The following is a 19,859-nucleotide window of genomic DNA, read 5'->3' on the forward strand; positions in this document are numbered from 1 at the left end:
GAATCGGTAGGTGAGGGGGCGGGGCAAAGCCAGCCCTATCAGGCAAGGCACCGGAGCAGGCGGGGATGACCGCATTCGTGGACGATCTTCTCGACGCATTCCATGACCGGACACCGATTCGGGCGGGCTCTCTCATCGTGACCGTCTTCGGGGATGCGGTCATGCCCCGGGGTGGGGTGCTGTCCCTGGCTACCCTGCACGAGATCATGCGCGCCTTCCGCATCAGCGACACGCTCGTGAGGACGGCCCTGTCCCGGCTGGTATCCGAAGGCTGGTTCGAGCGCTGGAAGGTGGGGCGAAACAGCTATTACCGGCTCACGCCTCGGGGGCAGGGAGCCTTCGCCCAGGCCACCCAGCGGATTTATGCGGAGCCGCCCCAGGACTGGGCGGGCTCCTTCGATCTTGTCCTGCTCGACAACGTCCAGGACCGCAGCGCAATCAGGACCGAACTCACCGAGGCAGGATATGGAACTCTGGGGCCCGATCTCATGATCGCCGTCTCGGCTCCTGGGAGCAGGGAGGGCGGGTTCCTGCGGCTTGCTGCGACCCCGGCCGACCCGGCGACCGCCCGTCGGCTCGTGGAACGCGCCTGGCCCCTGGCGGAGATCGAAGGACGCTACGAACGGTTCATCGACACCTATTCGGGCATCCTCGCAGCCCTTCGGAGCGGGGCTGTCTTCACAAACCTCGATGCCCTTCTGGTGCGTATCCTCCTGATCCACGACTACCGCCGTGCCGTTCTGAAGGACCCGCTGCTGCCAGCCCAACTGCTTCCGACACCCTGGGCGGGAACGGCCGCCCGCTCCCTCTGCGGCATGATCTACAGAACCCTGCTCCAGGCCTCGGAGCATTGGATCGATGCTCACGCCCAGAACGACACAGGTCCCCTCCCTGCCCCTGGCAGCTCCTTCCAACAGCGCTTTGCATCCCTTGAGACCGCCCTGCAGTGACCGATCTCTGCAGGATATGTTACAAAAAATTCTTGAATAATCCATTTTATGTGACATATTAAAGGGGCTCGTCAGGCGCCCACGGGACCATGCTGCTTGTTCAGTGGAGCGCCGATGACCGGAACAGCGTTGAATATGCGCCCATAGGAGCGGCTCCGGTCCGGCAGGGAAGTCCTGGCGGCCTGCGGAGCGGGCCCGGGGCGGGGCACGACAAATCGAGGCAGGGAGAAGCGCCATGTATGCACAGATGGTGAAGACGGGCGTCGATCGGATCCAGTCCAGTGAAGAGATGTCCCCCGAGGAGCGTGCCTTCCAGGAGCGCATCGACGCCGACATCAAGATCGAGCCTAAGGAGTGGATGCCGGAGGCCTACCGCAAGACCCTGATCCGGCAGATCTCGCAGCATGCCCATTCCGAGATCATCGGCATGCAGCCGGAGGGCAACTGGATCACCCGTGCGCCGACCCTGGAGCGCAAGGCCATCCTGCTCGCCAAGGTTCAGGACGAGGCGGGCCATGGCCTCTACCTTTACTGCGCCGCCGAGACCCTCGGGGTGAGCCGCGACGAGCTCATGGAGCAGCTCAACAGCGGCAAGGCCAAATATTCGAGCATCTTCAACTACCCGACCCTGACCTGGGCCGATATCGGCGCCATCGGCTGGCTCGTGGACGGGGCCGCGATCATGAACCAGGTGCCGCTGCAACGCTGCTCCTACGGGCCCTATTCCCGCGCCATGATCCGGATATGCAAGGAGGAAAGCTTCCACCAGCGGCAGGGCTACGACATCATGATGAAGCTTGCCCGCGGCACCCCTGAGCAGAAGCAGATGGCCCAGGATGCGCTGAACCGCTGGTGGTGGCCGTCGCTGATGATGTTCGGCCCGTCCGACGCGGACTCGGTGCACAGTGCCCAGTCGATGAAGTGGAAGATCAAGATCAACTCCAACGACGAGCTGCGCCAGAAATTCGTCGACCAGACGGTGCCGCAGGCCGAGTATCTCGGGCTCACGGTGCCCGATCCGGATCTCAGGTGGAACGCCGAACGCGGGCATTACGATTTCGGTGCGGTCGACTGGGAGGAGTTCTATCAGGTGATCGCCGGCAACGGACCCTGCAACCGCCAGCGCCTGCGTACGCGGGTGAAGGCTTATGAGGAAGGGCGCTGGGTGCGCGAGGCCGCCGAGGCTTACGCCGCAAAGAAGGCGGCGCGGGCTCAGGCCAAGGCCGCGTGAGGGGAGGAAGAGATGACCGACAGGAAGGAATGGCCGCTCTGGGAAGTCTTCATCCGCAGCCAGCATGGTCTCGCCCATCGCCATGTGGGCAGCCTGCATGCGCCGGATGCGGAGATGGCGATCAAGAATGCGCGCGATGTCTACACGCGCCGCAACGAGGGCGTCAGCATCTGGGTGGTGAAGGCCTCCGACATCGCCGCAAGCTCCCCCGGTGAGAAGGGGCCGCTCTTCGACCCGGCCAACAGCAAGGTCTATCGCCACCCGACCTTCTACGAGATCCCCGAAGAGCTGGGGCATATGTGATGAACGAGCAGGAAGCCCTCTTCGAGTACCTCCTGCGCCTCGGCGACAATGCCCTGATCCTGGGGCACCGCCTGTCGGAATGGTGCGGCCATTCGCCGGCCCTTGAGGAGGATCTGGCGCTCTCCAACGTCGCCCTGGACTTGATCGGGCAGACGCAGCTCTGGCTGAACCTGGCCGGGGAGATCGAGGGCAAGGGCCGGGATGCCGACAAGCTCGCCTATCTGCGCGACGCCCGCGACTTCCGCAACCTTCTCCTCGTGGAGCAGCCGAACGGCGATTTTGCCATGACCATGGCGCGTCAGTTCTACTTCGATGCCTGGCATTACCTGCAGCTGCAGGGCCTGACCGGCTCGAAGGAGAGCCGCATCGCCGAGATCGCTGCGAAGAGCCTCAAGGAGGTGGCCTACCACCTGGAGCGCAGTCGCGACTGGGTGCTGCGCCTCGGCGACGGCACGGAGGAGAGCCATCGTCGCATGCAGGCGGCCATCGACGATCTGTGGATGTATACGGGCGAGCTGTTCGAAGCAGACGAGATCGACCGGACCATGATCCAGGCCGGCCTTGGTCCAGATCCATCCGCACTGCAGGAGTCCTGGCTCGATCTTGTGCGCGCGACCGCGGAAGAGGCGACGCTGGCGCTGCCGCAGCCGGGCTGGGCGCAGCGCGGCGGCAAGCGTGGCATCCATACCGAGCATCTCGGTTATATCCTCGCCGATCTCCAATTCCTGCAGCGGGCCTATCCCAACGCGGTGTGGTAGGGAGCTGGACACCGATGACCGGCAGCTTGACGCAACCGGACCTGGGCCAGGTCAGAACCTGGCTGCAGGAGATTCCCGATCCGGAGGTGCCGGCAGTTTCCGTCATGGATCTCGGCATCGTCCGCGAGGTGCGCTGGGAGAATGACGAACTCGTCGTGGCCATCACGCCAACCTATTCGGGTTGCCCCGCGACCAGCGTCATCGCTCTCGACATCGAGGCTGCCCTGCGCGCAAAGGGACTTGAGCACCTGCGGATCGAGCGGAGGCTCTCGCCGCCCTGGACGACGGACTGGATCAGCGAGGAGGGACGGCGGAAGCTCGAAGCCTATGGCATTGCGCCTCCCGCCGAGAGGGCGGGTGATAGTCCCTCTCCTTTTGATCGCTTTCTGCGCAAGCCTCTGGTCGTCGCCTGCCCGCGCTGCAAATCCGAGAACACCCACCGCGTGAGCGAGTTCGGCTCGACCCCATGCAAGGCGCAGTACCAGTGCCGCGACTGTCTCGAACCCTTCGACTACTTCAAGTGCATCTGAAACGAGCGCTGCTCCATGACAAAGTTCTATCCCGTCACCGTTGCCGATGTCAGACGTGAGACCCGCGACGCCATCGTGCTCACCCTCGACGTGCCGGAGGAGCACAAGGAGGCGTTCCGCTTCTCGCCCGGGCAGTATCTGACGCTGCGCACCACCATCGATGGCGACGAGGTGCGGCGATCCTACTCGATCTGCGCGGCACCGACGGACGGCAGGCTTCGCATTGGGATCAAGAAGATCGCGGGCGGCGTCTTCTCGAACTGGGCGAGCGAGAGGCTTTCACCGGGGCAGATCATCGAAGCCATGCCCCCCATGGGCAACTTCTTCGTGCCGCTCGACAAGGAGCGCAAGCGTCACTTCGTCGGCTTCGCGGCCGGAAGCGGCATCACGCCCCTCATCAGCATCATCAAGACCACGCTTGTTGCCGAACCGCAATCGTCCTTCACGCTCTTCTACGGCAACCGCGCTTCAGGATCGATCATGTTCCGGGAGGAGCTGGAGGATCTCAAGAACGAGCACCTCGACCGCTTCAGCCTGATCCACATCCTCAGCCGCGAGCAGCAGGACATCGACCTGTTCAATGGCCGCCTGACCAAGGACAAGTGCGACCAGCTTCTGGATCACTGGATCGACGTCTCTTCGATCGATACGGCCTTCATCTGCGGCCCCCAGGACATGATGCTGGGCGTGGCGCAGAGCCTCGAGGAGCATGGCCTCGACAAGCGCCGCATCAAGTTCGAGCTTTTCGCCACCTCCACCCCAAGCCGCCGGCAGCGCAGGCCCGAGGAGACGAAGGCCGACGATCGCCGGAACATGTGCGAGGCGACCATCATTCTCGACGGCCGCGCCCGCACCCTGTCTTTCGAAAAAGGCACGGCCTCCGTGCTCGATGCGGCGACGAGCGAAGGCATCGAGGTTCCCTATGCCTGCAAGGGCGGCGTCTGCTCCACCTGCCGGGCGATGCTTGTCGAGGGCGAGGTCGACATGGACGCGAACTTCGCCCTTGAGGATTACGAGATCGCCCGCGGCTACATCCTGACCTGCCAGAGCTATCCGGTCAGCGACAGGATCCTGGTCGATTTCGACAAGTGAGGAGGGGGCTCCTATGGTCGATGAAGACAGCCTCATCGGTTTCATAGCCGGCGGCGGCCGCCTGAGCGCGCCGGACAACGTGACGCCCCGCTACCGCGGGGAGCTGATGCGCCTGATGGCGATCTTCGTCGATTCGGAAATGGCTGGCGCCTCGGGCTTTGCCGATTGCATCAACCTGGCGCCGGGCCTGAAGGAGCGGATCATCGCCACCCACATCGTTCTGGAAAAATTCGATCATGCCCGTCAGGTTCTGGGGCTGATGGAGCAGTTCGGCGCCAACACGGCGCAATATGTGGGAGCGCATCCCTGGGCCTCGCGCCTCGACCGCAGCGTCCATCTCGGCACCCGGCGCATGGACGGCGACATGCGCCTCAACGTGTTCCACTACCCGATCAATGGCTGGGTCGACGCGGTGGTGATGAACTGCCTGATGGGGCAGGCGACCGTGGTGCAGCTCGACGAGCTGACCCGGGGCTCATACCAGCCGCTGGCCGACACCCTCGCCGTCATCCTGCCGGTCGAGCGGCGCCATGCAGAGCTGGGCGAGAAGGGATTGCAGGCGGCCTTGGAGCGCGGTCACGACCGAACGGATGCGCAGGCTTCCGTGAACTACTGGTACCCGCGCGTGGCCGATACCTTCGGCAGCAGTTCCTCCGATCATTTCGCCCAGCATCGCAAGTATGGCCTGCGCCAGAAGGGCAGGGAGGAGCTCCTCGCTCGGTGGCAGGAGATCGTTCACCCGGTCCTGACCCGGTTCGGCCTTTCGGTGCCGACACTCGCATCATCGAGCGTGCCCGGTCAGGCACCGAGAATGTGAGAGGAACTCCGGAAGAGCTATTCCGCAGCTGTCGCCCGCCTGGGCGAGGCGGAGGGTTCCGCATGAAGGTTGCGGGTGCCGTCCACGATCAGCTGCGAGACGAGCTCCGCATAATCCGCGCGCGTCACCCCGCCGGTGCTCTTGAACCAGAGATAGTGCCAATTGACCATGCCGAAGAGGGACATGGTCACCGGCTTGAGCAGCTTGGTCCCTTTCAGCTGCGGCGCGACGCCGGCCACCGCCTCGGAGAAGATGCGCACCAGCTCCCGTTCCATTTCCTTGAGCTCCGCCTGCCGGTCGGCCGGCAGGAGCCTGAGGCCGTTGATCTGCACGTTGTGCTCGGCATCCGCATCCCGGTAGGCCTCCAGGATCGCTGCGACGAGGGCTCTCAGCCGCTGCTCGGGTGCGAAGTCGGGGCGATCCGCAGCTTCCACCACCTCGAGCAACTCCTCCAGGTGGAAGCGGATCACGTCGAAGAGCAGCTCCTCCTTGTCCTTGTAGTAGTGGTAGAGGTTCGCCTTGGAGACGCGGCACGCCTCAGCGATCCTGCTCATGGAGGCACGATCGTAGCCGTGCTCGGCAAAGAGTTCGGCCGAGCGATCCAGGATCGCTCGGCGCTTGTCGTCGTAGTCGGTGGCGCGGGTACGGGCCATAGAGGTGTCTATTCTTTCGGTCTGCGGTCGATCACGCGTCTCGCCTTGCCGAGCGAGCGCTCAATCCCTTCAGGGTCGAGGATGTTGATGTGGGCCGTGATGCCGATGGTATCCTTGATGGTCTGGCTCAAGCGCTCGGCGGCGGCCTTGCGGGTTTCCGGATAATCCGCTTCCGGCCTGATCTCGGCCTTGATCTCCATCTGGTCCATCCGACCTTCGCGGGTGAGAACGATCTGGTAGTGGCCCGACAGGGTCGGAATCGCCAGCAGCTTCTCCTCGATCTGGCTCGGGAACACGTTGACGCCTCGGACGATCATCATGTCGTCCGTGCGGCCGGTCACCTTCTCCATGCGGCGCATGGTGCGCGCGGTTCCCGGCATGAGGCGGGTGAGATCGCGGGTGCGGTAGCGGATGACCGGCATCGCCTCCTTGGTCAGCGAGGTGAAGACGAGCTCCCCTTCCTCCCCGTCCGGCACGACTTCGCCCGTATGGGGGTTGATGATCTCCGGATAGAAATGATCCTCCCAGATGTGGAGCCCGTCCTTGGTCTCGATGCACTCGCAGGCGACCCCCGGCCCGATGACCTCGGACAGGCCGTAGATATCCACCGCATGGATGTCGAAAGCCTCTTCGATCTCCGACCGCATCGCGTTCGTCCAGGGCTCGGCGCCGAAGATGCCGATCTTGAGCGAGGACTTGCGCGGGTCGAGTCCCTGCTTCCTGAACTCGTCGAGGATCGCGAGCATGTAGGACGGCGTGACCATGATCACGTCGGGCTTGAAGTCGTCGATCAGCTGCACCTGTCGCTCCGTCATGCCGCCCGACATGGGAATGACCATGCAGCCCAGACGCTCGGCGCCGTAATGCGCGCCCAGTCCGCCCGTGAAGAGACCGTAGCCATAGGCCACGTGCACCTTCATGCCCGGCCGCCCGCCGCTCGCCCGGATCGAGCGGGCCACCACGTCCGACCAGGTGCCGATATCGCGCTTGGTGTACCCTACGACCGTGGGTTTGCCGGTGGTGCCGGAGGAGGCGTGGACACGGGCGATCCGGTCCTGCGGGACGGCGAACATGCCGAAAGGATAGTTGTCCCGGAGATCCGCCTTGGTGGTGAAGGGAAACTTGGCGAGATCGCTCAGATCTTTGAAATCGTCCGGGTGGACGCCCGCCGCATCGAACTTCGCCTTGTAGGCAGGCACGTTCTCATAGGCATGGCGCAGGGTCCACGCGAGCTGCTGGCGCTGCCACGCGGCAAGCTCGTCCCGGGAGGCCTGCTCGAAGCGGTCGAGAGCACTCGCGTGGGGCTGGAGTTCGGAAAGTTTGCGGAGTGGGATGTGATGCAAGGGAACCTCCCATTCATTCGTTCTTTTCGGACGTTTCTGTCTCCGGCGCGAGGAGCGTGCCGGCGATGGTGCGCGAATGACCGCGGAACTCAGCGACGACCTCGCCCCTGCCGTCGCGAACCGTCACGTCGTAGATCCCGGAGCGGCCCGACCTGTTGCGCTCGACCGCATGGGCCGTGAGGGTATCGCCGCGCCGGCCCGGCTGCAGGAACGTGACGGCGCAATGCTGGGCCACCGTGCGCTGGTTGTAGGTGTTGCAGGCGAAGGCGAAGGCCGAGTCGGCAAGCGTGAAGATGAAGCCGCCATGGCAGATGCCGTGGCCGTTCGTCATCTCGGGGCGGATCGTCATCGAGAGAACAGCCTCGCCGGGGGCGACGCGCTCGACCACCATGCCGAGGCCCTGGCTGGCCTGATCGTCGGCCCACATGGCCCGCGCACAGGCTTCGGCGACTTCACCTGGAGGAGTATCTGAACGGGGAGCTTGCGCGTCCATCAGGCTCTCCCGGTGAACTTCGCGGGGCGCTTCTCGAAGAAGGCGGTGACCCCTTCGCGGTAGTCCGGCGTCCGGCCTGCCTGGCCCTGCAGATCCCGCTCCAGATCCAACTGCCGGTCGAGGTCGTTCGTTTCCGAGGCATCCAGGGCTTGCTTGATGAGGCCCAGGCCCACCGTCGGCTGCGTTGCGAAATGCGCGGCGAGGCGATGCGCCTCCTCCATCAAGCCTGCATCATCGACCGCCTTCCAGATCATGCCCCAGGCCTCCGCCCGCTCGGCCGGAACCGGCTCCGCGAGGAGAGCGAGAGCCCGCGCGCGCGCTGGGCCGACGAGCCGCGGCAGGAACCAGGTCCCGCCTGAATCGGGCACGAGGCCGAGCTTGGCGAAAGCCTGGATAAACTTCGCGGAACGCGCTGCCAGAACAATGTCGCAGGCGAGCGCGATGTTGGCGCCAGCCCCGGCCGCAACGCCGTTGACGGCGCAAATGACCGGCATCCGCAGCGCGCGGAGCTTGCGCACAAGCGGGTTGTAGAGGCGCTCAAGGGTCGAGGACAGATCCGGCACTTCGCCCGGCGTGAAAACCCTGTCCGAAAGGTCCTGCCCGGCGCAGAAGCCGCGCCCGGCCCCGGTGAGAACGAGCGCCCGGCATGCAGGGTCTTCCTCCGCCTCGACAAGGGCAGACATCAGCGCCGCATGCATCGCCTCGTTGAAGGAGTTGAGGCGATCGGGTCGGTTGAGGGTTATGACGCGATACCCCTCCCGCCGCTCCGTGAGGATGAGATCATTCTCCACCATAGCCCTCCAGGGATGTCGCCGATGGGAAGCAGTCTGTCCTGCACCTTGTTTAGTATTGACCAACCGTCCGGTCAATTATATTGATGAGGGAAGCAGCGTCAATGAGCCAACACTCGGTCCTTCATGGAGCAGAACGGGATGGCATGTTTCGACGACCAAAGGGTGTCCGGCATCCTGAACCCCGCGCCTTCGCGCCGGCATGATCGTTCAACGCCGATCTGCCGAGGAGCGGTCGCTGCTCCCGACATCACCCAGCTGAAATTGCAGCGATCCCCAGGGCCGTCATCAGCCTGATCGCTCGCGCGACAACAAGAACATTCAACAAGAAACCAGGAGGAAACAGATGAAGACAAAAGCAACGCTCAAGATCGCGCTGGCGGCCGGCGCCATGAGCCTCGGCCTCGCCCATGGCGCCCTCGCGCAGAACACCGTGAAGATCGGATCGGTGCTGTCCGTCACCGGTCCCTCGTCCTTCCTGGGAGAGCCCGAGGATAAGACGCTTCGCCTCTACGTCGACAAGATCAACGCTGCAGGCGGCGTCGCCGGCAAGAAGATCGAGCTCGTGATCTACGACGATGGCGGCGATGCCAACAAGGCGCGCACCTTCGCGACCCGCCTCATCGAAGACGACAAGGTGATCGCCATGGTCGGCGGCACGACCACCGGCACCACGATGGCAATGGTCCCGGTCTTCGAAGATGCCAAGGTTCCCTTCATCTCGCTTGCCGGCGCCATCGAGGTGATCGACCCGGTGCGCAAGTTCGTGTTCAAGACGCCGCACACCGACAAGATGGCCTGCGAAAAGATCTTCGAGGATCTCAAGCGGCGCAATCTCACCAAGATCGGAATGATCTCGGGCACGGACGGCTTCGGCGCCTCCATGCGGGCGCAGTGCCTGAAGGTTGCCCCTACCTACGGCATGCAGATCGTCAGCGACGAGACCTATGGTCCGCGCGACAGCGACATGACCGCCCAGCTCACGAAGATCAAGAACACCGCCGGCGTGCAGGCCGTGGTCAATCCCGGCTTCGGCCAGGGCCCGGCCATCGTGACCCGCAACTATGCCCAGCTTGGCATGAACAACATTCCGTTCTACCAGAGCCACGGCGTCGCCTCGAAGAGCTTCATCGAGCTTGCAGGCGCTGCGGCCGAAGGCGTGCGGCTGCCGGCGGCAGCCCTTCTCGTCGGCGACAAGCTGCCTGAGAGCGATCCGCAGAAGAAGGTGGTGACGGAGTACAAGCAGACCTACGAGAGCGCGACGAAGCAGCCGGTCTCCACCTTCGGGGGGCACGCCTATGACGGCCTGTTCATCCTGGTCGAGGCCATGAAGCGGGCGAACTCCACGGATTCCCAGAAGATCCGCGACGAGATCGAGAAGACCAAGGGCTTCGTAGGAACGGGCGGCATCGTGAACATGTCGGCCACCGATCACCTGGGTCTCGACCTCTCGGCTTTCCGCATGCTCGAGATCAAGAACGGCGACTGGAGCCTCGTGGCTTCGGGCAGCTGACACCTGCAGCAAATGCGGCGGGCGGAAAGCGGGCAAGCGGCTTTCCGCCCATCGCCTCAAGATCCGGGGCAGCAAGCGTCATGGCCGAGTTTCTTCAGTTCCTCATCTCCGGATTGACGGTGGGAGCCGTCTATGCGCTGGTCGCGCTCGGCTTCACCCTGATCTACAACGCCTCCGGCGTGGTGAATTTCGCCCAGGGCGAGTTCGTCATGCTGGGCGGCATGGTCACGGTGTTCGCTTCGGCGCTGGGCGTCCCTCTGCCGCTGGCGGCCCTCGTCGCCATCGTCGTGGCAATGGTCATCGGGCTGCTTCTTCACCGCCTCGCCATCGAGCCTGCCCGAGGTGCATCGGCCGTGACGCTGATCATCATCACCATCGGTGCATCGATCCTGCTTCGCGGCCTCGCAGCCATTGTCTTCGACAAGCAGTTTCACAAGCTGCCGGCCTTTACCGGCGACACTCCGGTCGACCTTCTGGGGGCTGCGATCCAGCCGCAGAGCTTCTGGGTTCTCGGCGGAGCTGCGGTCGTCGTGCTGGCCCTCTACGTCTTCCTCGAGCATACGCTTCTCGGCAAGGCGGTTCTCGCCACCGCTGCCAATCGTTTGGCCGCGCGTTTGGTCGGCATCAACACGACCACCATCATGGCCTTGGCCTTCGGCGGCTCGGCCGCCATCGGCGCCATCGCCGGCATCCTCGTCACGCCGATCACCCTCACAAGTTACGATGTCGGCACGCTGCTGGCGTTGAAGGGCTTTGCCGCCGCCATGCTCGGGGGCATGGGCAATCCCGTCGGAGCGGTTGTCGGCGGACTCCTGCTCGGTCTGCTCGAAGCCTTCGGTGCAGGCTACCTGAGCTCGACCTACAAGGATGCGTTTGCTTTCCTCGTGATCCTCATCGTCCTGTTCGCGGCTCCCCAAGGCCTGTTCGGACGGCGCGTCGTCGAGAGGGTTTGAGCATGCGAGCCCTGATGAACCAGCGCTTCTTGACCCTTGCCGTGCTGGCGGTCGTGATCGGCATCCTCCCCTTCGTCTTTCCGTCGAGCTACTACTTCCGTGTGGCATCCCTCGTATGGGTGTCCGCACTGGCGGCGATCGGCCTCAACATCCTCATGGGCCAAGCCGGTCAGGTCAGCCTCGGTCATGCGGCTTTCTTCGGCATCGGCGCCTATGCCGTCGCCATCGGGCCGGTGCATCTGGGCATCCCCTCATGGGCGGCGCTTCTCCTCGGAGCCGGTCTTTCGGCTCTGCTCGCCTTCCTCGTCGGACGTCCGATCCTGCGGCTCAAGGGTCATTATCTCGCCATCGCCACCCTCGGCCTCGGCGTTCTGGTGGCGCTCGTGATCACCACCGAGAGCCGCTGGACCGGCGGACCGGACGGCATGCCGGTCGAAAGACTGACCCTGTTCGGCTGGCGCGTCAGCGGGTCCTACACCTGGTATTGGGTGACGGGGGGGCTTCTGCTTATCGGTACCTGGATCGCCCTCAACCTCGACGATACGCCCACGGGGCGTGCGTTCCGCGCCCTGCACGACAGCGAGGTGGCTGCGCAGGTCGTCGGCGTCGATGTGGCGCGTTTCAAGCTGCAGGCCTTCGTCATCGCCGCTGTCTATGCGTCGCTTGCCGGATCGGCTCTCGCCTTCATGAACGGATTTATCAATCCGGACCAGGCAGGCTTCCTCCATTCCGTCGAGCTCGTCACCATCGTGGTCCTCGGCGGCCTCGGGTCTGTGGTCGGCAGCATCGTGGGTGCGGCCGTCCTGATCACCCTGCCGCAGGTCCTGACGGTGTTCCACGAATACGAGCATCTCCTCCTCGGCCTCATCATCATCGTATCGATGATCTTCATGCGCAGCGGCATCGTGCCGACCCTCTCCAGCCTCTTTCTCCGGAAGGCACGCTCATGAGCATCCTCAAGGCAGCGGACGTGGGCATCTCCTTCGGTGGCGTGAAAGCCGTCGACGGCGTGAGTTTTTCGGTCAGCCCGGGGCAGATCCTGTCGATCATCGGCCCGAACGGCGCCGGAAAGACCACGCTCTTCAATATCGTCTCCGGGGTCTACACGGCAGGCCGCGGCACGATCCATCTGGCCGGCGAGGACGTGACGGGAATGGCTCCCCACAGGCTGGCGGCGCGGGGCCTCTCGCGCACCTTCCAGAACCTCCAGATCTTCCAGCGCATGACGGCCTGCGAGAACGTGATGGTCGGGCGCCATCTGCGGGAGAAGTGCAGCCTGTTTCCTGCGCTGTTCCGGCTGCCCTCCGTCACGCACCAGAATCGTGAGACGCGGGCGGCGGCGCTCGACCTTCTGGCCTATGTGGGCCTGAAGGATGTTGCCGATGTTCCCGCCGGCTCGCTGCCCTACGGCGCCTGCAAGCGCCTCGAGATTGCCCGCGCCCTGGCGGCGGAGCCCCGCGTGCTGCTGCTCGACGAGCCCGCGGCGGGTTGCAATGCGGTCGAGACCGAGGAGATCGACCACCTTATCCGGCAGGTCGCCGACAGGGGCGTCGCAGTCGTTCTCGTCGAGCATGACATGAAGCTGGTGATGAAGATCTCGGACAGGATCCTGGTTCTCGATCGAGGCAGGCCTCTCGCCGAGGGAACACCGCGGGAGGTGCGCGATGACCCGAAGGTCCTTGAGGCTTATTTGGGACAGCACGGCGCAAGGGAGGCCGCCCGTGCTTGAGGTCGAAAACCTACGCAGCGCCTATGGCCGGATCGAGGTGCTCAAAGGCATCAGCCTCGAAGTGCGCACCGGCGAGGTGGTGGCGCTCGTCGGCTCGAACGGCGCCGGCAAGACGACGCTGCTGCGGGTCATCTCCGGCGTGCAGCCGATCACCGGCGGCGAAATCCGCTTCAACGGGCAGCGCATCGACCGCCTTGCGCCGCATCAGAGGGTGGAAATCGGCATCACCCAGTCCCCGGAAGGCCGGCAGGTTTTCGGCCCTCTCACCGTCGAGGACAACCTGCGGCTCGGCGCCTACCGGCGTCGCGACAAGGAGGTGGAACGGGATCGCGACCGCGTCTTCGCCATGTTCCCGATTCTGGCCGAGAAGCGCCACCTCCTGGCAGGCGGCCTCTCCGGCGGCCAGCAGCAGATGCTTGCCATCGGGCGCGCGCTTATGGGACGTCCGAAGCTTCTGCTCCTCGACGAGCCGTCGCTCGGATTGTCCCCGCTTCTCGTGGACCAGATTCTCGACGCCATCGTCGCGCTCCGGAAGGATGGCATCACGGTCCTCCTCGTGGAGCAGAACGCCAGCGCCGCCCTGGCGATCGCGGACCGCGGCTATGTGCTGGAAACCGGGAAGGTGGCCTATAGCGGTGCAGGCTCCGCACTCCTCGCCGACCCTCAGGTGAAGGCAGCCTATCTCGGGATCGCCTAGGCGGCTGGCTTCAGGATCGGTCCGGGCTCGACCGTTCCAGGCTCTGCTTCGCCAAGGCGATGGCCTCCTCCAGCACGCCCTGATCGCCGATATGGTTGGCAAGGATCAGCACGAGGCTGCTGTTGAGCGCCGCGCTGTCTTGATCCGATAATCCGCGATGAGCGTCGATGAGGGCGCGGTAGGCGCGATCCGGATCGGGAAAGCGGCTCTCGGACACGAGCGCGGTCATGCGTCGACTCCTCTCAGGCGAAGCGATGCTCTCTTGACGAGATCCGGCGCGGCCTGCCGCCAGCGCGCTGCGAGGTGCTGGTCCGGACGTACCAGGTAGGTGCTGCCGGGCGTGGCGTCGAAGCGCTCCGCGAAATGGCCGTGCTCGTCCATGAGATCCTCCCCGATGACGAGCACGCGGGATCCTTCAGGGCGGGAGTCCCCATTCGGCACGTGCAGGATCGTCTCCTCTCCGCCTAGGGCTTCCAGCAGCCAAACGGGGCGTCCGTCCTGAGCGCGCATGGGCGCATCCGGCAGGGGCGCACCGAGCCTGAGAGAGCCGGACCAAGTGTCCCGATCAGGCGTTGAGAGCGGCGTCTCGTAGGTGGAGGGCATTGACAGCCGGCCCGAGTTCACCATGCGCTTGGCGAAGGAGGCGTGGCGCGCAAGCGCCAGGGCCGCATTGCGGAAGCGCAGCTCCTGTGCCGTGCGCGGCGCGATGAAGTCGGTCGAGCGCGTCGAGTGCCCGATATTCTCGTCCGCCGCCGCGGAGCGCTCAAGATCATAGGTGTCGATGAGGCTCTCCGGCGCGGCGCCCTTGATGACGAGCGCCAGCTTCCAGGCGAGGTTTTCCGCATCCTGGATGCCGGAATTCGCCCCTCGCGCGCCGAAAGGCGACACCTGATGAGCGGCATCGCCGGCAAACATCACCCGGCCATGGACGAAGCGCTCCAGGCGGCGGCACTGGAAGCGGTAGACGGAGACCCATTCGAGCGAGAAGCTGTCATGCCCGAGCATCTGCCGCAGACGAGGGAGGACGCGCTCCGGCTTCTGCTCGGCCTCCGCATCCGCATGTGGCCCGAGCTGCAGGTCGATGCGCCAGACATCGTCCGGCTGCTTGTGCAGGAGAGCGGAATGACCCTCGTGGAAGGGAGGATCGAACCAGAACCAGCGTTCGGGTGGGAAGTCTCCCTTCATCTTCACATCGGCGATCAGGAAGCGGTCCTCGAAGACCTCACCCTGGAAGGAGAGGTTGAGCATGCCGCGAAGAGGCGAGCGCGCTCCATCCGCCGCCACCACCCATTCCGCTTCGAGATCGTACGGTCCGTCCGGCGTATCCACCGTCAGTGTGACGCCCTCATTGCGGTGGCTCAGGCCAACGACCTTGTTGCGCCAGCGCAGATCCAGGTTGGGCATCTCCGCCGCGCGCGCCACCAGCGCGTGCTCCAGGTAGTATTGCTGAAGGTTGATGAAGGCCGGCATCTTGTGCCCGCCCTCGGGCAGGAGATCGAAGGCGTAGAGCAGGTCGTTGCCCTGAAAAACCTTGCCGATCTTCCAGGTCACGCCCTTCTCGAGGCAGGGTTGCGCAACGCCGAGCCGATCAAGGATCTCGAGCGTCCGCTTGGCGTAGCAGATGCCGCGCGATCCTTCGCCGATGCGGTCGGCATCGTCCAGAAGAACTACCGGCACGCCGCGCTGCGCCAGGTCGATGGCGGCGCACAGCCCTACGGGACCGGCGCCCACGACGACGACGGGGTGACGGGCAGGGGAGGGACGATCCTGATCCGGGCACCGCCGGTAGCCGAACTGGTAGAGGGTCCTGCGGGTGCTCATGACGTCTGCCTCATCGGGGCCTAGACCTGGAGGGCCGCCCACATCTCGCGGTCCCGCTCCGCCGTCCAGATGACCGGGTGGTCGATGCCGGAGGCTTCGTCGAAGGCCCGCGATACGTTGAAAGGCAGGCAATGCTCGTAGATGGCGAAGGAGCCGAACTTCGGATCCATGGCCTCGCGGGTGGCGGCGAAAGCATCCTTCAGCGAGCGCCCGCGCGCGACGGACAGTTCCGCGGCGGCGTAGAGGGTGTTGACGAAGTCCCGCGTCATGGCGACGGCCTCGTTCACCATCGCCTGGCCGACAAGCGCATCGCCCCGGCCCGGCACCACGGCGCGGGGCTGGAAGTCTCGGACGGCATCGAGGGTGAGCGGCCATTCGCGCAGGTAGGCATCGCCGCAATAGCAGGCGGAGTGGTATTCCACGAGATCGCCCGTGAACATCACCTCCGCATCCGGCACCCAGGCCACGATATCCCCGGCAGTGTGCCCCGCGCCCAGATGAAACAGCTTCACCTCGCGCTTGCCGAGAAACACGGACATTCCGCTCTCGAAGGTCACCGTCGGCCAGGTCAGCCCCTCCGGAATGCTGTTCTCGCCGCGGAACAGCCGCGGGAACCGCCCGATCTCGGAAGCCTTGTCCTGTTCGCCGCGCTCCACGATCAGGTCGTAGGTGGCATTGGATGCAATGATGCCCTGCGCCTTGTAGGCCGAGGCGCCAAGCACTCTCACCGCGTGATAGTGCGAGAGCACCACATACTTGATCGGCTTGTCCGTCACGGATCGCACGCGGGCGATCACATCCTCGGCCATCATCGGAGTGGCCTGCGCGTCGATGACTATGCAGCCGTCGTCCCCGACGATGATGCCGGAATTGGGATCGCCCTGAGCCGTGTAGGCGTAGAGATCAGGCCCGATCTCGGTGAACGACACGTTCTTGTCGGACATATCGCCTGTCGAGGCGAAAGCCTTCTCGGCCATAACGTTTCTCCCTGTCGAAGACGAGGTCTTATCGATCTCCCTCAGGCGCAAGCAGGATCGCGAAGGAGGCGCTCGTTGCGCACAGGTTAGTCCTGATCCCACAGGCGTCAAGCAAGGCGAATGCGGGGACATCTAGCGCGGGTTGAAGCGTAGCGGCGCCGTGACGGTGAATTGCTGCTGCGGCACAGAAGCCGGCGCGGCCGGGAGGGACGAGCCGGGGCGCGCCGTCGCCAGCGCCGCCTGGTCCAGGAGGGGGTTGCCGGTGCTGCGCACCAGAGAAACGTTGAGAACCTGTCCTGAGCGGTCCAGGGTGAACCGTATCTCCGCAGTGCCGGAAATGCCCTGGCTCTCTGCCGATGGCGGATAGCGCAGACGGCTTCTCACGGCGGCATAGAGAGCTGCTCGATAACGGTTGAGCGCGCTCGGGTCGGCCGCAGCCGCGGCTCCTTCCATGTTCTCGCGCGAGGACGAAGCCTGCCCCTGGCGCGCCTCGGACGGGGGCTGCGCCTGCTGGGCGGCGGTCCGGCGTGGAGGAGGCTTGCGCTCCACCGGGTTGGGCGGTAGCGGCTTCCTCTCGGGTTTCGGCTTAGGATTCGAAGGCGGGGGCTCCTGGATGGACTTTGCGACCACCGTTTCGGGGGGCGGAAGAGCCACGACAGGCTCAGGCTCCGGCGCCATCTCCGCTTTGACGGGAGGCGCTTCCGTCGCTTTCTGCGGCTCGGGAAGTTCGGCGACATCCTGAGGCTGCTCTGCCGTCACTTCCTCCAGTGGAGGCTCGACGTTCTCAGGCTCCAGCGGCACCGGCGCCGGCTCGACCGGCGGCGCCTCCACGGCGGAGATTTCGGCCGGCGCAACGGACGCCACCTCCTCCATCGCGGGGGCGAGATCGATGGTGATCTCCTGCTCGCCGGGCAGGCTATCCTTCGCGTGCGGCCAGAATGTCATGGCCGTCAGCGCCGACACGTGCAGAAGCAGCGCCGCGATGAAGGCGGTTCCGAGCCGGCTCGGCTCCTGCAGCGATCTCATGCTGTGAGCGGACATCAGGCTTGCTGCAGGTCCTAGTGAGCCGGCATTCCGCTCGGTGCTTGGGCGACGAGCGAGACCTTGCTGAACCCCGCAGCGCTGACCTGTCCCATGATCTCAACGATCCGGCCGTAGGGCACGTCCCTGTCGCCGCGAACCAGCACAACCCGAGACGGGTCTTCTCCCGCAAGCGTCCTGAGCCGAGGCATCATCGCATCCGGCGTCAGCGGCTCCTTCTCGAGGAACGGCTGACCTTGCCTGTCGATGCTGATCACGACCGGCTGCTTCGGCTGGGCCAGTTTCGGCGCTGCCGTCTTGGGCAATTGCACGGGCAATCCGACGGTCATCAGGGGGGCTGCCACCATGAAGATGATGAGCAGCACCAGCATGACGTCGACCAGCGGCGTGACGTTGATCTCGGAAAGGGGCGCGGCGCCGAACTCGTCGTCAGCATCCTGCGACCGGATCGGTCCCATGCCCATTACTCGGCCGCCTCCGCTCGGAGGTGAGGCGTGCGGTCCCGTGCCAGACGGTCGCCGAGCGCGGCAATCCCTGCGATGAAGGATTGTTGAAGGCGTGCGAGATCGGTGGTGAGCTTGTTGTAGGCGATCACCGCCGGAATGGCCGCCACAAGGCCGATAGCCGTGGCAAACAGGGCTTCCGCGATGCCGGGAGCGACGACGGAGAGGCTGGTATCCTGGCTCGCCGCAATGGCCGAGAACGAGTTCATGATGCCCCACACCGTTCCGAACAAGCCGATGAAGGGGGCAGCCGAGCCGATGGTCGCAAGGAAGGGGAGGCCAATCTGGAGCTGTCGCATGTTGCCCGAAAGGGCCAGCCGCATGGCGCGCTCGATGCGCTCCCGCCGCTCGGCGCGGCTCTCCGACGGATCCTGATCTCGCCAAGCCTCGTGTCCTGCTGCCACGATCTGTCCGACAAGGCTCGAAGCATCGGGCTGAAGCCGCTCGCCCCTCTGGGCCGCGACCTCGAAAAGGCGTGCCTGACGGCGAATGCTCCTGGAGCGCATGGCCTTCTCGATGATGATCGTCCAGCAGCCGAGGGAGGCCAGGACGAGCAGGATCATGACGCCTTTCACGATGGGGTCCGCCTGCAGGAACAGGCTCATAAAGGATAGGTCGTGCGTCGTCGCAGGGGCAATGCCATTCATGATCGCAATCTCACTTCACGAAAGACACGGTGCCGACGCGCGAGGCCGTGTCGATGCCGGATAGGCATTCCTCGCGCGAGCTGACTACGCCATCGCAGGCCAGAACGTCATTGAGCAGGACACGACCGAAGCGGCTGCAGCTCAGTCCAGGGAAGTCGAAGAGCTTGATGAGCGTCTTGCGGCCGGGCACCGGGCCTACCTCCACCGCCAGCCGCTTGGCGGCGACGCCATCAGCATCGAGAGCAAACAGATCGAGCTTCAGCGAACGCCAGCTTTCGCCCTTCTGGTTGTCGATGAGAAAGTACGTGCGGCAGTTCTCTCCGGATGCCTCGATCTTGTTCAGCTCGATGCGCAGCGAGCCCGAAGCGGCAGGGCTCTCCTGGGCGAGGGCCGTTCCGCTGAAGGGAAGAAGGAGTGCAAGGCACGCCCACACGCTTCCTGCCGTCGCTCCAGGCTCGTTCCAGGTGCTCATCCCCATGAACTCCTCCCTCGTGGTTGCGGGTGGCCGCGAAGGCAGCCTGACCAAGAGACTTCGAAAAGGACGTCGCGATCGCGGAATCCCTCGGCGGCCATACCGGCCCGTGGCAGAGTGCGATCCTGCGGACGATGAGGACTGGATATCGGAAAGAGATAAGCTTTATCAAGAGGTTAGATGAAAATCAGAGGCTTTCTAAAACAGCCGCTACGCCCTTGAGAAGGATGCTGAATTCGCCTCTTTGAAAGAGCTTCAAAGTAAGATTTTCGTCTTTTCGCGCCGCATCGACGACCGAAGGCGCCCCGGAATCCATGATGTGCGCCGCTGGAACATGCCGGCGCAGTCCCGTCTCCGAAACCTGAGTGAGTCGAGCAGGCCGATTCACTTCCGTTTAAGAGAGCGCCCGCGGAGCCTGTAAAGGAAACATGTGAGGGAGGTGGCGTGCCCCTGGCACTGCATCCCAAAGCAAAGCGAGACAGTACATCCGTGCCCCGCTTGCTTTTGGGAGAGTGTTGATCCTTGGCTGGATCAACTCGGGCATC

Annotated in this window: 23 protein-coding genes; 12 read left to right on the forward strand and 11 right to left on the reverse strand. The window is 64.6% G+C overall.

The window, feature by feature from the left end; translation table 11 throughout:
• Window positions 1-65: 65 nt before the first annotated feature.
• The 7 genes from GR303_RS13280 to GR303_RS13310 all read left to right on the forward strand — a co-directional run bounded on the left by GR303_RS13280 (window position 66) and on the right by GR303_RS13310 (window position 5,681).
• The gene (locus GR303_RS13280) at window positions 66-950 is read left to right on the forward strand and encodes a PaaX family transcriptional regulator (protein ID WP_161722725.1); all 885 of its coding nucleotides are present in this window, start codon (window positions 66-68) and stop codon (window positions 948-950) included.
• A 235-nt stretch (window positions 951-1,185) separates the two neighbouring features.
• A complete protein-coding gene (paaA, locus tag GR303_RS13285) occupies window positions 1,186-2,181 on the forward strand; it encodes a 1,2-phenylacetyl-CoA epoxidase subunit PaaA (RefSeq protein WP_161722726.1) in 996 nt (331 codons plus the stop codon).
• A gap of 12 nt (window positions 2,182-2,193) precedes the next feature.
• On the forward strand, window positions 2,194-2,484 hold the full coding sequence (gene paaB / locus GR303_RS13290; RefSeq protein WP_161722727.1) for a 1,2-phenylacetyl-CoA epoxidase subunit PaaB: 291 nt from the start codon (window positions 2,194-2,196) through the stop codon (window positions 2,482-2,484).
• Entirely contained in the window at window positions 2,484-3,242 is a 759-nt protein-coding gene (gene paaC, locus GR303_RS13295; RefSeq protein WP_161722728.1) for a 1,2-phenylacetyl-CoA epoxidase subunit PaaC, read from the forward strand. Before paaB ends, paaC begins: the two co-directional genes overlap by 1 nt.
• Before the next feature lie 14 nt (window positions 3,243-3,256).
• Complete coding sequence (gene paaD, locus GR303_RS13300) at window positions 3,257-3,772, forward strand: 1,2-phenylacetyl-CoA epoxidase subunit PaaD (protein WP_161722729.1); 516 nt, start codon at window positions 3,257-3,259, stop codon at window positions 3,770-3,772.
• A 15-nt stretch (window positions 3,773-3,787) separates the two neighbouring features.
• Complete coding sequence (gene paaE / locus GR303_RS13305; protein WP_161722730.1) at window positions 3,788-4,864, forward strand: 1,2-phenylacetyl-CoA epoxidase subunit PaaE; 1,077 nt, start codon at window positions 3,788-3,790, stop codon at window positions 4,862-4,864.
• Between the two features lie 13 nt (window positions 4,865-4,877).
• Window positions 4,878-5,681, forward strand: coding sequence for a Phenylacetic acid catabolic protein (locus tag GR303_RS13310; RefSeq protein ID WP_161722731.1), 804 nt, complete (start codon window positions 4,878-4,880; stop codon window positions 5,679-5,681).
• Between the two features lie 17 nt (window positions 5,682-5,698).
• Here the strand turns inward: GR303_RS13310 and GR303_RS13315 are convergent, their stop codons facing one another.
• Genes GR303_RS13315 through paaG form a run of 4 tightly spaced genes read right to left on the reverse strand, consistent with a single transcriptional unit; the run spans window position 5,699 to window position 8,961 of the window.
• Complete coding sequence (locus GR303_RS13315) at window positions 5,699-6,334, reverse strand: TetR/AcrR family transcriptional regulator (protein ID WP_161722732.1); 636 nt, start codon at window positions 6,332-6,334, stop codon at window positions 5,699-5,701.
• Window positions 6,335-6,342: 8 nt separating this feature from the next.
• On the reverse strand, window positions 6,343-7,677 hold the full coding sequence (gene paaK, locus GR303_RS13320) for a phenylacetate--CoA ligase PaaK (RefSeq protein WP_161722733.1): 1,335 nt from the start codon (window positions 7,675-7,677) through the stop codon (window positions 6,343-6,345).
• Between the two features lie 13 nt (window positions 7,678-7,690).
• Window positions 7,691-8,170 (reverse strand): hydroxyphenylacetyl-CoA thioesterase PaaI, encoded by a 480-nt coding sequence (gene paaI / locus GR303_RS13325; protein WP_161722734.1) that lies wholly within the window; start codon window positions 8,168-8,170, stop codon window positions 7,691-7,693.
• The gene (gene paaG / locus GR303_RS13330; protein WP_161722870.1) at window positions 8,170-8,961 is read right to left on the reverse strand and encodes a 2-(1,2-epoxy-1,2-dihydrophenyl)acetyl-CoA isomerase PaaG; all 792 of its coding nucleotides are present in this window, start codon (window positions 8,959-8,961) and stop codon (window positions 8,170-8,172) included. The genes paaI and paaG overlap by 1 nt, the downstream gene beginning before the upstream one ends.
• A 391-nt stretch (window positions 8,962-9,352) precedes the next feature.
• Here paaG and GR303_RS13335 point away from each other — a divergent pair, with 391 nt between their 5' ends.
• The 5 genes from GR303_RS13335 (at window position 9,353) to GR303_RS13355 (ending at window position 13,853) form a co-directional block, all read left to right on the forward strand.
• Window positions 9,353-10,474, forward strand: coding sequence for an ABC transporter substrate-binding protein (locus tag GR303_RS13335; protein WP_246205531.1), 1,122 nt, complete (start codon window positions 9,353-9,355; stop codon window positions 10,472-10,474).
• Window positions 10,475-10,554: 80 nt separating this feature from the next.
• Window positions 10,555-11,427, forward strand: coding sequence for a branched-chain amino acid ABC transporter permease (locus GR303_RS13340; protein ID WP_161722736.1), 873 nt, complete (start codon window positions 10,555-10,557; stop codon window positions 11,425-11,427).
• Window positions 11,428-11,429: 2 nt separating this feature from the next.
• The gene (locus tag GR303_RS13345; RefSeq protein ID WP_161722737.1) at window positions 11,430-12,377 is read left to right on the forward strand and encodes a branched-chain amino acid ABC transporter permease; all 948 of its coding nucleotides are present in this window, start codon (window positions 11,430-11,432) and stop codon (window positions 12,375-12,377) included.
• Window positions 12,374-13,156, forward strand: coding sequence for an ABC transporter ATP-binding protein (locus tag GR303_RS13350; RefSeq protein ID WP_161722738.1), 783 nt, complete (start codon window positions 12,374-12,376; stop codon window positions 13,154-13,156). Before GR303_RS13345 ends, GR303_RS13350 begins: the two co-directional genes overlap by 4 nt.
• Window positions 13,149-13,853, forward strand: coding sequence for an ATP-binding cassette domain-containing protein (locus GR303_RS13355; RefSeq protein WP_161722739.1), 705 nt, complete (start codon window positions 13,149-13,151; stop codon window positions 13,851-13,853). The genes GR303_RS13350 and GR303_RS13355 overlap by 8 nt, the downstream gene beginning before the upstream one ends.
• A 10-nt stretch (window positions 13,854-13,863) precedes the next feature.
• Here GR303_RS13355 and GR303_RS13360 read toward each other — a convergent pair whose 3' ends face one another.
• The 7 genes from GR303_RS13360 to GR303_RS13390 all read right to left on the reverse strand — a co-directional run bounded on the left by GR303_RS13360 (window position 13,864) and on the right by GR303_RS13390 (window position 19,314).
• Window positions 13,864-14,082, reverse strand: a complete 219-nt coding sequence (locus tag GR303_RS13360; RefSeq protein ID WP_161722740.1) for a DUF2783 domain-containing protein — start codon at window positions 14,080-14,082, stop codon at window positions 13,864-13,866.
• Window positions 14,079-15,674 carry an FAD-dependent oxidoreductase gene (locus GR303_RS13365; protein ID WP_161722741.1) on the reverse strand — a complete coding sequence of 532 codons (1,596 nt, stop codon included), beginning with the start codon at window positions 15,672-15,674 and terminating at the stop codon, window positions 14,079-14,081. Before GR303_RS13365 ends, GR303_RS13360 begins: the two co-directional genes overlap by 4 nt.
• Before the next feature lie 20 nt (window positions 15,675-15,694).
• Window positions 15,695-16,651, reverse strand: a complete 957-nt coding sequence (locus GR303_RS13370) for an MBL fold metallo-hydrolase (RefSeq protein WP_161722742.1) — start codon at window positions 16,649-16,651, stop codon at window positions 15,695-15,697.
• Window positions 16,652-16,783: 132 nt separating this feature from the next.
• Entirely contained in the window at window positions 16,784-17,677 is an 894-nt protein-coding gene (locus GR303_RS13375) for a TonB family protein (protein WP_246205508.1), read from the reverse strand.
• Between the two features lie 32 nt (window positions 17,678-17,709).
• Window positions 17,710-18,156 (reverse strand): ExbD/TolR family protein, encoded by a 447-nt coding sequence (locus GR303_RS13380; RefSeq protein WP_161722744.1) that lies wholly within the window; start codon window positions 18,154-18,156, stop codon window positions 17,710-17,712.
• On the reverse strand, window positions 18,156-18,842 hold the full coding sequence (locus GR303_RS13385; RefSeq protein WP_161722745.1) for a MotA/TolQ/ExbB proton channel family protein: 687 nt from the start codon (window positions 18,840-18,842) through the stop codon (window positions 18,156-18,158). Before GR303_RS13385 ends, GR303_RS13380 begins: the two co-directional genes overlap by 1 nt.
• 10 nt (window positions 18,843-18,852) lie before the next feature.
• On the reverse strand, window positions 18,853-19,314 hold the full coding sequence (locus GR303_RS13390) for a Tat pathway signal protein (RefSeq protein ID WP_246205510.1): 462 nt from the start codon (window positions 19,312-19,314) through the stop codon (window positions 18,853-18,855).
• Between the last annotated feature and the right edge of the window lie 545 nt (window positions 19,315-19,859).

It is taken from the genome of Microvirga arsenatis (genome assembly GCF_009910705.1).
Lineage (GTDB): Bacteria > Pseudomonadota > Alphaproteobacteria > Rhizobiales > Beijerinckiaceae > Microvirga > Microvirga arsenatis.

Coding starts and splice junctions, on each gene's coding strand:
- paaC (WP_161722728.1), top strand. CDS start 2,484: ATGAACGAGCAGGAAGCCCTCTTCGAGTACCTCCTGCGCCTCGGCGAC.
- GR303_RS13385 (WP_161722745.1), bottom strand. CDS start 18,842: ATGAATGGCATTGCCCCTGCGACGACGCACGACCTATCCTTTATGAGC.
- GR303_RS13370 (WP_161722742.1), bottom strand. CDS start 16,651: ATGGCCGAGAAGGCTTTCGCCTCGACAGGCGATATGTCCGACAAGAAC.
- GR303_RS13315 (WP_161722732.1), bottom strand. CDS start 6,334: ATGGCCCGTACCCGCGCCACCGACTACGACGACAAGCGCCGAGCGATC.
- GR303_RS13350 (WP_161722738.1), top strand. CDS start 12,374: ATGAGCATCCTCAAGGCAGCGGACGTGGGCATCTCCTTCGGTGGCGTG.
- GR303_RS13390 (WP_246205510.1), bottom strand. CDS start 19,314: ATGAGCACCTGGAACGAGCCTGGAGCGACGGCAGGAAGCGTGTGGGCG.
- paaB (WP_161722727.1), top strand. CDS start 2,194: ATGACCGACAGGAAGGAATGGCCGCTCTGGGAAGTCTTCATCCGCAGC.
- GR303_RS13280 (WP_161722725.1), top strand. CDS start 66: ATGACCGCATTCGTGGACGATCTTCTCGACGCATTCCATGACCGGACA.
- GR303_RS13375 (WP_246205508.1), bottom strand. CDS start 17,677: ATGAGATCGCTGCAGGAGCCGAGCCGGCTCGGAACCGCCTTCATCGCG.
- GR303_RS13335 (WP_246205531.1), top strand. CDS start 9,353: ATGAGCCTCGGCCTCGCCCATGGCGCCCTCGCGCAGAACACCGTGAAG.
- paaE (WP_161722730.1), top strand. CDS start 3,788: ATGACAAAGTTCTATCCCGTCACCGTTGCCGATGTCAGACGTGAGACC.
- GR303_RS13340 (WP_161722736.1), top strand. CDS start 10,555: ATGGCCGAGTTTCTTCAGTTCCTCATCTCCGGATTGACGGTGGGAGCC.
- paaI (WP_161722734.1), bottom strand. CDS start 8,170: ATGGACGCGCAAGCTCCCCGTTCAGATACTCCTCCAGGTGAAGTCGCC.
- GR303_RS13360 (WP_161722740.1), bottom strand. CDS start 14,082: ATGACCGCGCTCGTGTCCGAGAGCCGCTTTCCCGATCCGGATCGCGCC.
- GR303_RS13380 (WP_161722744.1), bottom strand. CDS start 18,156: ATGGGCATGGGACCGATCCGGTCGCAGGATGCTGACGACGAGTTCGGC.
- paaD (WP_161722729.1), top strand. CDS start 3,257: ATGACCGGCAGCTTGACGCAACCGGACCTGGGCCAGGTCAGAACCTGG.
- GR303_RS13310 (WP_161722731.1), top strand. CDS start 4,878: ATGGTCGATGAAGACAGCCTCATCGGTTTCATAGCCGGCGGCGGCCGC.
- GR303_RS13345 (WP_161722737.1), top strand. CDS start 11,430: ATGCGAGCCCTGATGAACCAGCGCTTCTTGACCCTTGCCGTGCTGGCG.
- GR303_RS13365 (WP_161722741.1), bottom strand. CDS start 15,674: ATGAGCACCCGCAGGACCCTCTACCAGTTCGGCTACCGGCGGTGCCCG.
- paaA (WP_161722726.1), top strand. CDS start 1,186: ATGTATGCACAGATGGTGAAGACGGGCGTCGATCGGATCCAGTCCAGT.